Below are 14,030 nucleotides of genomic sequence, written 5' to 3' on the forward strand. Positions count from 1 at the left end.
TTCCGAAAGGTCTAACGTGCTACTTGGAGTAGAAGCCTCTGGCATATTGTTGTTAAAGCAACCTTCATGCTGAGCGTGAGGTGCATCAAGTCAAGAAAGCATCAAAGACAAAGTATTTCACTCGAAGTCGTTGCAACACTACCCGTCATGCTGAGCGCAGTCGAAGCATCTCGCGTGCTGACGTTGTGAGGCTAACTAAGATTACCACACTAGCGAGATGCTTCGGCTTCGTTGCACTGCGCTCAGCATGACGGTTAGTTTGGCAACGGCAGCACGCGAGATGCTTCGACTGCGCTCAGCATGACAATACCAGTTTAGGGCAATCGAGAGGGTAGTAAGTGGTTCTGGTTGGTTTGGTGTGGTGGTAGAGCAACGAAAAAGTAAGTGGCGAAGTGCGTAGCTCACACACGGATAAATAGAAAGCCCGGCTCGTTTCCGAACCGGGCTTTCTATTGACTGGAAAGCACTTAGCGGCAATTACTTGCCTTTGCCAGCTGTACCATCTTCGTTAGTTTTCTGCTTGCGCTTTTCTTTTTTGCCTTTGCCATCCTTGGTTACCATCTTCATTTTCTCGGCGGTAGCCGCCTCGGGCGCTGGAGTAGCTGCCGGAGCTGCCGCGGCGGCAGGAGCCGTTACCGTCTTGCCTTCCAGGTCGAGTTCTATCACTTCGTAGCCTAGCTCAGCTAAGCCTGGGAAAGCCTTGGTCCGGTCGCCTACTACCACGATGTACATGTTGTCGGCGGGCAGGTATTTCTGGGCGCTGGCTTGCAAGTCTTCGCGCTTCAGATTCTTCAGAATTTCGCTTTGCTGCCGCACATAGTCGTTGGACAGGTCGTACTCGAGAAGGCGGCCCAAGAAGGCCGCTTTCTGCTGGCCGGTTTCATAGCGAAGTGCATCCTGCTGGCCTACCGACGCTTGCAGAAACTGCAGTTCCTCGTCCGTGGCGCCGTTGCGGTAGTTCTTGATTTCGCTCATGAACTCCTTCACCGAGGGCGCCGTAGCATCAGCCCGCACGCCGGCCTGCGCCGTGAACGGACCTACATAGCGGGAACTCTGAAAGCCGGAGCGCGCGCCGTAGGTGTAGCCTTTGTCTTCGCGCAGGTTCAGGTTGATGCGCGAGTTAAAGGCGCCGCCCAAAATGTAGTTGGCCAAGTAAGCGCGGTAGTAGTCGCCGGTGGCATCGTAGGGCAGGTTGGTTAGGTAGCCCACCCGAATTTCCGACTGCGCGGCGTTGTCTTTGTTAACGAAATAGATGCGCGTTTTGTCGGGCTGCGGGGCCGGCTGGCCGGCGGGCAGCGTCACGTTCTTACGGGCCCACGACTTCAGGAAGGCCATGCGCGGCACCACCGTTTTTTGGTCAACATCGCCTACCAGCGTGAGGTAGCTCACATTGGGCGCATAGTTCTGGGTGTAGAACTGCTTTACATCGTCGAGCGTGATGCTCTGCACTGTGGTTGTAGTACCCGATACCGGCACGCTCATAATATCGGTGGGGCCGTAGAGTAAGCGGGAGTAGGTTTTGTTGGCAATGACCACGGGCTGCGTGTTCTGGTTGGCAATACCTTCCAGCGTCTGCTTTTTCACCCTATCGAAATCAGCTTGGTCGAAGCGAGGATGCAGCAACACTTCTTCCAGCAGCGCCAGCGTGGCGGGTATGTTTTTGGTGAGGCTGCTCACCACCACCTGCGTATTGTCCTCGCCACCATACACCCGAACGGAGCTTCCGAGGCGGTCAAGAGCGGCGCTTAGTTGCTCACCGGTGTATTTCTGGGTGCCTTCGTTGAGCATAGCAGCCGTGAGGGCCGCTATACCGGCTTTGCCGGGGGTAGTTTGCTCTAGGCGGTGGCCGCCGCGCAACGTCAGCAGCATCGTCACCGTCGGAATTTCGGTGTTGCGGTTGCCCATCACGCGCAGGCCATTCTCGAAGTCTTCGCGCCACACAGCCGGCACTTGCACCACTGGGTTAGCACCGCTCTTGGGCTGCTTGCTCCGGTCGAAGTTGTCGGTGGCCTTCACGTACTTCAGGCCCGCGTACTCGTCTTTCGGCGCTTGGTAACCTTCTTTGCTCGGCGTGAAGTTGTTGGCTTTTGCTACTAGGTTGCTGGCACCTTTCGGCACTACGCTTAGTATTACGGCGTGCTTGCCTTTCACGTACTTGTTGTACACGCGCAGCACATCGGCTTTGGTGAGGCTGCGCACTTTTTGCAGCTCTAGGGGCAAGCGGTTGGGGTTGCCTGAGAAGGTCTGGTAGGCAGCCAACTGGCTTACTTTGCCGCTCACGCTGCTCAGGCCGTTGATGAGGTCGGTTTCGCGGCTGGCCTTGAAGCGGGCCACATCGTCGTCGGTCACGCCGGTGCGCTCAAACTCAGCCAGGGTGCGGCGCACTAGCACTTCCATGCTATCGAGGCCTTTGCCCGGCAAGCTCAAGCTGGTGATAGTAAACTCGCCAGCCAGCTCGGTGGTAGGGTGGTAGGCCTGCGCCTGCACCGCCTTCTGCGTTTTGATGAGGTTCTTGTAGAGCAACGACGTTTTGCCGCCCCCGATTATCTCGGCCAGAGCATCAATAGCTACTTCGTCGGGGTGGTACTGCGGCACGGTGGGGAACACCATTTGCAGCATCGGGAAGCGCACATTGTCTTCGTAGCTCACGTATCGGTCGGCGGAAAGTACCGGCTCGGGCAGCTTCATGTTCTGCACGGCGGGTCCGCGGTTGATGGGGCCGAAGTACTTCTCCACCATCTTCACCACTTCGGCCGGCTTCACGTCGCCGCCTACGGTGATAGTGGCGTTGTTGGGGCCATACCAGCGCAAGAAGAAGTTTTTCAGGTCGTTAACGTCCGACCGGTCCAGGTCTTCGAGGTAGCCGATGGTTAGCCAGCTGTAGGGGTGGCCGTACGGGTAGAGCGTTTTGGCAATGTTCTCGCCAGCCAAGCCGTACGGGCGGTTGTCGTAGTTCTGGCCCCGCTCATTTTTCACGGTGGAGCGCTGCACCTCAAACTTCTGCTGCGTTACGGCATCCAGCAAAAAGCCCATGCGGTCGGCTTCCAGCCACAGCGCCGTTTCGAGCTGATTGTTGGGAATGGTTTCGTAGTAGTTGGTTCGGTCGCGGTTGGTGGAACCGTTGAGGGTGCCGCCCGCCGAGGAAACCAGCTTGAAGTGCTGCTCGTCGCCAACGTGGTCGGAACCCTGGAACATCATGTGCTCGAAGAAGTGAGCAAACCCCGATTTGCCGATCTGCTCGCGCGCCGAGCCTACGTGGTACGTCACGTCGACGTGGGCGAGTGGGTCGGAGTGGTCTTCGTGGATCAGCAAGGTTAGGCCGTTGGGCAGCACATACTTCTCGTACGGAATGACTACTTCGGTGCCTTTGCGGGTTACTTTCTCAACGAGGCGCGTGCCGCTCGTAGTGGCAGCAGGTTTGGCCGCTGGTTTTTGTTGAGCCGTGGCGGGAGGCAACGCTAAGGCAACCCCGAGGCCTAGCAGCCAAATAGATTTCAAGGTCATATGGATGGTACTACTAAAAGAAAAATGAAAACGTAATCGGGAAGTAAAGAGGTTGATAGACGCGCCCAAATCCAAAAAGACGCATGAACTGTGGTCAACTTTAATCTATCTTTTCCACCTAGACAGCAGTATTTCCACTAAACATAGGAAATGCTGCTTGCCGTTCTGAATGCCAAGTAATATGAATATTGTAAAAAATAGTTGCTTCATTACAAATTCATAAACGCAAGGATAGCTTAACTAATAGGATTGGCACTTATATTTGCTGGATTCTGCTGCTGTTATGCTCGTTACCAACCTCGAATACTTGCTTCTTTCCTACCGCCCCGATTTGGGCCAGGTGTTCTTGCGTTGGACCCGTCCGGCTACTTCCGAGGAGCACCGGAGCGGCTACCAAGCAGCCCTCGAACTAGCGCAGCGCGAGAAGGTAGGTCGTTGGTTGGTGGATTTGCGCAGCCGCGGTTTAGCCGATCCTGTTGATTTTCGTTGGGTGGTTACTTCTTTCCGCGAGCAGTTAACAAGTGCACTCCCTGGCGTTCGGCCTTGCCTGGCCTACCTCGTGCTGCCCTACCACGCCGAGACGCTGAGCCTGCGCCTAGCCGAAGAGATGGCTACTGATTCGGTGGCCGACAGCATGGCCATGCGGGTTTTCACCGAAGAGCAAGCCGCGCAGGAGTGGTTGCAGAGCCGCTCGTAAGTAGATTGCCAGGCCGTAGCGATAGTAATAACGTTTGTTCTACAACTAGTTAGCATAGTGCCGCTGTAAGGCGTAAGCAGTTCCGTTTCTATCATTTGCGACATTTTCGACACCTTGGGGCGCGGGCAACTTGAGTTGCCTATTCCTCCATCTACTTTGTCGTATGCGCATTTCTGTTTCCTGTGTGCTGGTACTCGCGGCGCTAGCCAGCTGCCAGAGCAAATCCACTTCGTCGTCGGAGGCGGGGGCCGGAACGGCGGCTTCTAGTTCGCCGTCTGATACCACCATTGTCTCGCCACCCGATGGCATTACGGCCGCCGATATCGGCCAGCAAATAAAAGTGTTGGCTTCCGACGAGTTTCAAGGCCGTAAACCCTTCACGGTGGGCGAAGAGAAAACCGTGGCCTACCTCACCGACCAGTTTCGGAAGCTAGGCTTGAAGCCCGGTCCCGATGGTACCTACTTCCAGAATGTGCCGTTGGTGGAAATCACCGGCCAGCCCGCCCCTACTATGCAGATAAGCGGCGGGAAAAGCGGCCCTATCACGCTCAATTACAAAACGGATTACGTGGCTTTCACGGAACAGGAAAAGCCCGCCGTAGCGCTGCAAAATTCTGAAATGGTGTTTGCCGGCTACGGCGTGGTGGCCCCAGAGTATAAGTGGAACGACTACGCGGGCCTGGATGTGAAAGGCAAAACCGTGGTGGTGCTCGTCAACGACCCCGGCAATGCTGGCAACGATACCACCTTATTTAAGGGCAAGGCCATGACTTACTACGGCCGCTGGACATACAAATACGAGGAAGCCGCCCGCCAGGGCGCCGCCGGCCTGATCATCGTGCACGACACCGAGCCGGCTGCCTACCCGTGGTCGGTGGTGCAAAGCAGCTACTCCGGCGCCAAACTCCGGCCGCAACGCGCCGACAAGGGCGCCAGCAAGTGCGTGATTGAAGGCTGGATGACACTGGATGCGGCTAAGAAGATGTTTACGGCCGCCGGCCAATCGTACGAGGAAGCCTATGCCGCGGCCAACAAGCCCGGTTTCAAGGCCAGCTCGCTCGGCGGTCTAACCATGAGCACGAGCGTGAAAAATAAGCTGCGTCGCACTGCTTCTAAAAACGTGCTGGCGGTACTGCCCGGCTCCACCCGCGCCGACGAGTACATTATCTACACTGCCCATTGGGACCACCTCGGCATTGGGGCGGCCATCAACGGCGACTCTATCCACAACGGCGCCGTGGACAACGCCAGTGGCTGCGCTGCACTGATTAGTATCGCCAAAGCCTACACGCAGCTGCCTAAAGCGCCCGGCCGGAGCATCGTGTTTTTGGCCGTAACCGGTGAGGAACAGGGCCTATTGGGCTCTGCCTACTATGCCGCTCACCCGGTATTTCCGCTCAAGAAAACGGTGGCTGATTTGAACATGGATGCCTTGTCAGCCTTCGGACCCATGCGCGACTTGACGGTTATCGGCTACGGTCAGTCGGAGCTAGATGACTACGCCCGCGACGCCGCCAAAGAGCAGAACCGCTACATCCTGCCCGACCAGCACCCCGAAAAAGGCAGCTTCTACCGCTCCGACCACTTCAGCTTTGCCTTCGTAGGCGTGCCCGCTCTCGATGCCAAAGGTGCCTTCGACAGCCGTGCCCGCGGCAAAGAATACGCCGCCCAACAGATGCAAGCTTACACCGCCAAAAACTACCACCAGCCCTCCGACGAGTACGACCCCAAATGGGATTTGCGCGGCATGGAACAGGATGCGCGCCTGCTCTTCCGCATCGGCCAGCGCCTCGCCGAAGAAAGCACGTTCCCGAAATGGAAGCCAGGCTCGGAGTTCAAGGCCACCCGGGAGAAAAGCTTAGCTAGCAAGTAGAGATAACTCGTTGACATTAAACGGCTACATGATTCACTATTCACTTATTGAAACGTCCCGCATGCTGCCGCTGCCACACTAACCGTCATGCTGAGCGCAGTCGAAGCATCTCGCGTGCTGACGTTGCCAAACTAACCGTCATGCTGAGCGGAGCCGAAGCATCTCGCTCGACTCGTTGCATCGGCAAAAGAGGTTACCACACTAGCGAGATGCTTCGGCTTCGTTGCGCTGCGCTCAGCATGACGGGCTAATTGCATTGAAAAACAGCTTGTGTCAGGAATGGCGGCCAGCTAGATGCTTTGTCTCTGGTCCGTATGATGATTAGGTAGGGTATGACGCACGTGCTTTCAGTAGGTGCTGAAACAAAAAAAGCCCTGGCATTTAGTGCCAGGGCTTTTTTTTTGTGGGTATAAAAACAAGTAACTCAACCTTCGGCCCATTGGTAGCGGCGCTGTTTCCATTGGATATAGCCGGGCCAGAGGGTGTAGCCAATGACGGCCAGCGACATGACGCAGAGGTAGGGCTCGTACAGTAACAGCAGCCCCAATGATTCGCGGCGGCCTACTTGCCGGAGCGTGATGGCCAGAAACAGCGTCTGGCACAGAATTTTAGCGGCGTATACCCCAAGCATAAACAGGGGTGTATGCAAACCAGGCCAGAACAAGATAGGGTAGAAGATGCCGTAGGCTCCGAATAACAACGAAAGCTGGCTAGGGAGCCGGACAGCGCCTTTCATCCAGCGCTTTCGCTGCCAAAGCAAATGGCGCATAGTGGGTTGGGGCACCGTTACGCCAAGTATGCGTGGGTCGCAGAGGTTGCGGAAGCCCCACCCCTGCGCAACAATCTTGGAGAAGAGTTGCAGGTCTTCGGTGATGCTAAAGGCTAGTGCCTCATAGCCGCCAATGGACTCGTAAGCCGCCCGCGTAACCAGCATGTTGTTGCCGACCGACGTAACCGGCACACCCGTATCAGACAGCAGCCGGATGACGTTGAGGCCAAATAGCCAGTCGAGACCCTGGAGGCGACCGAATACAGTGCTGTTGGCGGTGGTGATGCCCGTCACGACGCCCACGTTGTTGGTTTCGGTGGCGGCTAGCATGGTTTCCACCCATTCAGGGGCAAGCGCCATGTCGGCGTCGGTGAGCAGGAAATAGTCGGTGGTGGCGGCGCGGCAGAGGTGGGCCAGGGCGTTGCTTTTGCCGCGGGCCGTGCCCAAGCGGTGGCGCACGCTCAGCAGCCGGAACTGCGGCTTGTCTTTGATGAAGTGCGCCACAACGGCCGCCGTGTTGTCGGTAGACGCGTCATCGGCAATCAGGATTTCCAGTAGCTCCGACGGGTAATTGAGGCGGGTTAGGGAGGTAAGGCACCGCTCGATGGTAGCTTCCTCATTGCGGGCCGCAATCAGAATGCTTACTCGGGGCCGGGCTTTGGTACCGGCCGGGGCTGGCTTGGCGAGCAGCAGCAGCACCAAAAACACAATAAAGAGCCCGAAAAACAAGCTCAAAAAGATAATCGAGAGCAACATAGGCGGTTATGAGAGGGAATAGGTCGCACCGCCCGAATCGAGAAAGGAAGCGCAGTCCTGGTTTGCTTAGGGTGTACGGCGCGTAGCAAATAATGCGTTGTGAGGTAAATGCGTATTTTGAAGCCTGCCCCATCCGTATAAACACGCAGTGCTTCAAGCACATCGGCAAGCTCAAGCACAACAAAAAGCCCCGACCACAGAAGCAGCCGGGGCAAGAAAGTATAGCAGAGAATAGTTAAACTCTGGGGTCGGGAATAGCGCCGGGGTCGTAGCTAGGATTGATGGGCTGGTCGTCGGTGAGCGGCAGCGCTACCTTCTCGTTGTCGTCGACGCGAAGGGTAAACAAGCCGGCCAGTACCATAAGCACGCCACCCAACACCACTACGTTCAGCGGGTCGAGGCTCGGAAACTGTTTCATGATGGCCGGCAAGCCCAACGAAGCGCACACCTGCGGCAGCACAATAAAGGCGTTGAAAACTCCCATGAAGTGTCCCATTTTGTGCGCCGGAATCGAGCCGGCCAGCATAGCATACGGCACCGACAAAATAGAAGTCCAGGCGATACCCACTCCTACCATCGACACAAGCAGCATCCAGGGCTCAGTGATAAACGCCACCGACATAAGACCAAGACCACCCGCCGTCAGGCAAACCATGTGCGTTAGTTTGCGGCTTAATTTGCGGGCCACCACAGGCAGCAACAAGCTAAACGCAGCCGAGATGCCGCTATACATGGCAAAGGCTTCGCCCACAAAGTTGGCCCCCTCGTTGAAGGCCGCTGACTTGGAATCGGTAGTGCCGTAGAGGTGCTTGGTAACGGCTAACGTGGTGAAAATCCACATGCAAAACAGCCCAAACCACGTGAAAAACTGCACCACTGCCAGCTGCTTCATCACCTTGGGCATGTGCAAAGCGCCCGAGAAGGTTTCCTTGACGCCCTGCATAAACGTAACCGAGCTTTTCTCCCGCTCGAACGCCTCCATGTCTTCGGGCGGGTACTCCGTTGACGTAAATACCGTGTAAAGCACGCACAAGAAAAACGCCGCCGCCCCGAGGTAGTAGGCATACTTCACCGAGTTGGGCACAATCCCGGCCGCCGCTTCATTAGCGACTCCCAACTTGGTGAGCAGCGTAGGCAGCAACGACGCTACCACGGCGCCTACCCCAATAAAAAACGACTGCATAGCAAAGCCGCTGGTATACTGCTCGTTGGGTAGCTTGTCGCCCACGAAAGCCCGGAACGGCTCCATGCTGATGTTGATGCTAGCATCCATAATCCACAGCATTCCACCCGCAATCCACAGCGTGGGCGAGTTGGGCATAATCAGCATGGCTATCGACGCCAAGATGGCGCCCACCAAAAAGAAAGGCCGCCGCCGCCCCCACCGTGGGCTCCACGTGCGGTCCGACATATAGCCAATAACCGGCTGCACCAGCAACCCCGTCAGTGGGGCCGCCACCCACAAAATAGGAATGTCGTCGGGGTTGGCGCCGAGGTTCGAGAAGATGCGGCTGGTGTTGGCATTTTGAAGAGCAAACCCGAACTGAATGCCCATGAAACCGAAGCTCATGTTCCAGATTTGCCAGAAGCTCAAACGAGGTTTTTTGCGGGTGCTACTCGGAGCCGCCGCTACGCCGGTTGCCATAGGAGGTGGGAATTGGTGGTGGGGATGCGGTGAAGGTAATAAGATAGCAAAAGAACCTCATGCATAGCACAGCGGAGCCAACGCATCTAGGAGTAGTTGATTAACCGGTGTTTACCAAGAACGTCATGCTGAGCGCAGTCGAAGCATCTTGCGTGCTGACGTTGTGGGCCTAATTGACTTTACCACACTACTTGTCATGCTGAGCGCAGTGCAACGAAGCCGAAGCATCTCGCTCGACTCGTTGCACTGCTAAGAGGGTCTACCACACTAGCGAGATGCTTCGGCTTCGTTGCACTGCGCTCAGCATGACGTTCTTCTTTATTGTTGGCTCTTGATTCTACTGGCCTTTCGGCTTGATTTCGAACACGTAGGCGCTCAGGGGTGGCAGGTTGAGCGTGAGGTTTTCCGTGGGCGGTGTGTTGTTGAGCAGGTCGGTGTAGGTATAGAACCTGTCGGGGTCGAGGCCTATGCGCTGGCGCACTTCGCGCGGGATTTGGATGGTCGGCTTCGAGGTTTTGTCGCGGCTGAAGTTGACGACGACGAGTAGGCGCTGGTTGTCGGTGTAGCGCAGGTAGCTGTAGACGTGCTTCTGGTCGTAGTCTTGGCCGAGGTTGTTGGCGTCTTGCAGCTCGTAGAACTTGCCTTTGCGGATGGCCTCGCTGGAACTGCTCAGGTTGAGCAGGCGGCAGTAAAAGTCGCGGAGCTGCTTCTGGCTTTCCGAGAGCTTGCCGCCATCAAACTTGCCGCCGTTCATCCATTTCTGATGCTCCGGCACGCCCCAATAATCGAAGATGGTGGTGCGACCATCTTCGCTGGAAAAGCCTTCCGACTTCAGCGCTGGCTCGGCTACTTCCTGCCCCGAATACAACATCACCGGACCCGAACCCAACGTAGCCGTAACCACCATAGCCGGAATAGCGGTGCGCGGGTCGGTGGCAAAGTCCTTGGAGGCAATGCGTTGCTCGTCGTGGTTTTCGAGGAAGCGCAGCATCCGCGACGAGTAGCCGCGGCTTTCCTCACGCCACACTTTCGTGATTTCCTCGGTATTGCCACCTCCCGTCATCAGGCGGCGCAGGGCGTCGTAGAGGCCCACTTTATCGTAGAGGAAATCGAACTTACCCTTCTCGAAGTAGGTCTGGTATTCCTTGGGGTTGTAGGCTTCGGCAATGAACACGATGTCGGGCTTCACCTTCTTCACCTCCGGAATCACCCACGCCCAAAACTCGACGGGCACCATTTCGGCCATGTCGCAGCGGAAGCCGTCCACGTCTTTCTTGGCCCAAAACAGCAGAATGTCGCGCATCTTCTTCCAGGTGTCCGGTATCGGCTCGAAGTAGGTTTTGCGGTTGTTCTGGTAATCAACACCGTAGTTGAGCTTCACCGTTTCGTACCAGTCGTTTACGGTCGGCGTGGCCGAAAACACGTCATTGCCAGTGGCTTTGGCAGGCGTCTCGGCGAACTTGCCGTCCTCACGCGGGCCGAGGGCCGGACCTAGCGGGTTGCCTTCTTTGGGTACCACCAAGCTCTGGCCGGGCAGGTAGTAGAAGTTGTTGTTAGGTGCGAAGGCCTTGGTTTTGTCGTCTTGAGCACCTAGGTCGAAGACGCCGGCTGGCTTGGCATCCGACTTATAGCTGCGGGCTACGTGGTTGGGAATGAAGTCCATGAGCACCTTCAAGCCGTTGGCGTGGGTGCGCTTGATGAGGGCTTCGTACTCCGTCATCCGGGTTTTCACGTTCACGGCCAGGTCGGGGGCCACGTCGTAGTAGTCCTTGATGGCGTAGGGCGAGCCGGCGCGGCCTTTCACGATGTCGGCATCGTCGGGGCCGGGGCCACCCTGCGCGGTGTAGTCGGTCATGGTGGCGTGCTCAATCACGCCGGTGTACCACACGTGCGAGACGCCCATCTTCTTGATTTCCTGGAGCGCCTTGTCGGTGATGTCGTTGAACTTGCCGGTGCCGTTCTCCTGCACGGTACCGTAGGGTTTGTTGACAGCGGTTTTGTTGCCGAACAGGCGGGTCATCAACTGATAGATGACCAGTTTGTGGTCCTGAGGAACCTCCTCGGTGGTGTTCGGATCCGCAAGGAAGACAGTATCGGACACGGGCTGAGCTATACGCGAGAATGGAAAAGTAAAAGCGGCCAACGCAAGCATGGCCGGCAAGACAAGTTTCTTCATACGGGGCGGGGGGCAGAAGTTTGCGTGGCTGCGGGCATTTGTGCTGGAGTTGCGGGCCGACAGGTGGCGCAGAGAGGTAGGCAGAAAGCGTACACGATTCTATAAACTAGGCACCTAGCAGTACGTTGCGGTGCCTTATTCTACTAAGAATCGTGAAACCACTATAAATAAAGCACTATTTCTTTAACTCCACCACCCAAGCCGTCCGGCCCGGCACCTTTACCGTTTTCAAATCTGTAATTGCCGCCCCCGTCGTCACCTCCACACCTGAGGAAAACCCATTGAGCCGTTCAGCAAACCGCGCCATGTCCACGGTTTTCTCGTCTTTGTTGGAGTTCATCATCACCATCACCGTGCCAGCATCGGAGTAGCGGAAATACGTGTACACGCCCTGGTCGGGGATGAACTGCATGAGCTTGCCGGCGTGCAAAAACTCGTGCGTACGACGGTAGTTGGCCAGCTTGCTTACGTAGTCGAACGCCTCGGCCTCTTGGCCAGAACGCGACGTGAACAAGTTCTTTTTGTCGCCCGGAAAGCCGCCGGGAAAGTCCTCTCGTACCTTGCCATCGGGGTTCGAGAAGTTCTTCATCAGCACTTCCGTACCGTAGTAAAGCTGCGGAATGCCGCGCGTGGTGAGCAGCCACGCTACCCCCATCTTATACTTGGCAAAGTCCTCCCCTATCACCGAGTAGAAACGGCTCATGTCGTGGTTGTCGAGGAACACCACGTTGCGCATAGGGTTTTCATAGAGCCAATCGTCGTGCAGGGTATAGTAGAGCTTGCTGATGCCCTCGGTCCAGCCCGCATCTTTAGTTAGCGCCTCATTAATAGCGTATTGCAGCTGAAAGTCCGTGACGCCGGGCAGGTTGCTCTTGAACCCGTCGGTGGATGGCAGGATGTTACGGGCGAAGTAGGCTTGTTGCGCCGTGCCCTGCACCCACGTTTCGCCAAACATCCCCAACTGCGGATACTCGTCCAGCAGTGCTTGGCCCCACTGCATCAGGAAGTTGCGGTCCGAGTACGAGTAGGTATCAATGCGGTAGGCGTCGATGCCAGTGTTTTCCACCCACCACAAGTTGTTCTGGATGACGTAGGTTGCCACCAGCGGATTGCTCTGGTTGAGGTCGGGCATGGTGGTATCGAACCAGCCTTCCCCGAACAGCTTCCGGTCGTATTGGGAGCCGTGAGGGTCGTTGAAGGCCGCGTCGCGGAAGGAACTGCGCGTGAAGGTGGGCCACTGGTGAAACCAGTCTTTGGCGGGCTGGTCGCGGAACAGAAAGTTTTCCGAGCCCATGTGGTTGAGCACCACGTCCTGCACCACTTTCAGCCCGTTTTGGTGGGCGTTGCGCACAAAGGCGCGGTACTCCTCGTTGGTGCCGTAGCGGCGGTCCACATTGTAGTAGTCGGTGAGGGCGTAGCCGTGGTAACTGGCCTTGGGCTGGTCGTTTTCCACGATGGGCGTAAGCCACAAGGCCGTAGCGCCGAGCGTTTTAAAGTAGTCGAAGTGGTTGGCTATGCCTTTCAGGTCGCCGCCGTGGCGGCTGTACATCGAGTCGCGGGCCGCGGCCGGAGCCCGCATGCCTTTGATATAGTCGTTCTTGGGGTCGCCGTTCGAGAACCGGTCTGGCATCAGGAAGTAGATGAAATCCTGCGTGGTCAGGCCCTGCACCTGCGTTTTGTCGCCGGGCGTGGTACGGGCTTTCAACTCGTAGCTATAGCTGAAGTTCTTCGCTCCTTTAAACTCCAGCTTCAACTGACCCGGCTTGGCAGTCGGGCTAATGGTAAGGTTGACTACCAGATAGTTGGGGCTTTCCAGCTTCTGCGTACCGTCCAGCGTCACGCCTTCGTAGCGCAAGCTGGCGGTGCTGTTGGCTATGCCGGGGCCGTGCACCAGCAGCTGGAGCTTCGGGTTCTTCATGCCTACCCACCAGAAAGTTGGATCAATACGGGTGATGCCGGCGGGCTTTTTGGCGGGAGCAGCTGGTGAACTTGCTAAGTCGGAGTTGGAATGCGCTTCGGCAACCGATGCCGCCAACAGACTAGCTACCAGCGCCGGTAGCAGGAAGTGGAACGATTTCATGGGAATTTGGGACTTGATGGGGGCGGTAAGGTAACAAGCCCCTCCCTAGAACCCTAGCATCCTCGCCAGGCAGCCTCTACAGCAGAATTTAACCGCTGTCTAAAAGCAGAAAGCCCCACCAAATGGCGAGGCTTTCAGAAACGAATAGGAATAAAGGATTTTCGAGTGTTTCAGCAGTTGTCTCGCACTGTTGTTCACTATCTAACTCATAGGAATAGCAGTTCCTAGTGTTAAAGCTAGACGACTACCTCTCGACTCTCCTCAGCTGATGCTACGCATCTAGCAAGGAGAGTCGAGAGGTAGTTGGCCAATCCTTGAACATTCATCTCTGAACGTCATGCTGAGCTTGCCGAAGCATCTCGCTAGTGTGGTAAATCCCTTATGAGTTCAACGACTCGAGCGAGATGCTTCGACTGCGCTCAGCATGACGTTCTTAGGTGGTCGTTCTACCACGTGAACTACCTCGAACTCCTCCTTGCTAGATGCACCACATCAGCTGAAAAGGAAAACTAGGCTGCTAGCTGCAGTCC

Annotated in this window: 7 protein-coding genes; 2 read left to right on the top strand and 5 right to left on the bottom strand. The window is 56.5% G+C overall.

What is annotated here, in order from left to right; genetic code table 11:
- Positions 1 to 477: 477 nt before the first annotated feature.
- Positions 478 to 3,504 carry a pitrilysin family protein gene (locus P1X16_RS13720; protein ID WP_277229852.1) on the bottom strand — a complete coding sequence of 1,009 codons (3,027 nt, stop codon included), beginning with the start codon at positions 3,502 to 3,504 and terminating at the stop codon, positions 478 to 480.
- Between the two features lie 283 nt (positions 3,505 to 3,787).
- Here P1X16_RS13720 and P1X16_RS13725 point away from each other — a divergent pair, with 283 nt between their 5' ends.
- Entirely contained in the window at positions 3,788 to 4,201 is a 414-nt protein-coding gene (locus tag P1X16_RS13725; protein ID WP_277229855.1) for a hypothetical protein, read from the top strand.
- Positions 4,202 to 4,364: 163 nt separating this feature from the next.
- Positions 4,365 to 6,074: a M28 family metallopeptidase gene (locus P1X16_RS13730; protein WP_277229858.1), complete on the top strand. Its 1,710-nt coding sequence runs from the start codon at positions 4,365 to 4,367 to the stop codon at positions 6,072 to 6,074.
- Positions 6,075 to 6,498: 424 nt separating this feature from the next.
- On the opposite strand, the gene P1X16_RS13735 is transcribed toward P1X16_RS13730, so the two are convergent.
- The 4 genes from P1X16_RS13735 to P1X16_RS13750 form a co-directional block, all read right to left on the bottom strand.
- Positions 6,499 to 7,599 (bottom strand): glycosyltransferase, encoded by a 1,101-nt coding sequence (locus tag P1X16_RS13735; protein WP_277229861.1) that lies wholly within the window; start codon positions 7,597 to 7,599, stop codon positions 6,499 to 6,501.
- Between the two features lie 235 nt (positions 7,600 to 7,834).
- Entirely contained in the window at positions 7,835 to 9,244 is a 1,410-nt protein-coding gene (locus tag P1X16_RS13740) for an MFS transporter (protein ID WP_277229864.1), read from the bottom strand.
- Positions 9,245 to 9,581: 337 nt separating this feature from the next.
- Positions 9,582 to 11,420 carry an alpha-amylase family glycosyl hydrolase gene (locus P1X16_RS13745; protein WP_277229867.1) on the bottom strand — a complete coding sequence of 613 codons (1,839 nt, stop codon included), beginning with the start codon at positions 11,418 to 11,420 and terminating at the stop codon, positions 9,582 to 9,584.
- Positions 11,421 to 11,595: 175 nt separating this feature from the next.
- Entirely contained in the window at positions 11,596 to 13,500 is a 1,905-nt protein-coding gene (locus P1X16_RS13750) for a glycoside hydrolase family 13 protein (RefSeq protein WP_277229870.1), read from the bottom strand.
- Positions 13,501 to 14,030: the final 530 nt, after the last annotated feature.

It is taken from the genome of Hymenobacter sp. YC55 (genome assembly GCF_029433095.1).
Taxonomy (GTDB): Bacteria; Bacteroidota; Bacteroidia; order Cytophagales; family Hymenobacteraceae; genus Hymenobacter.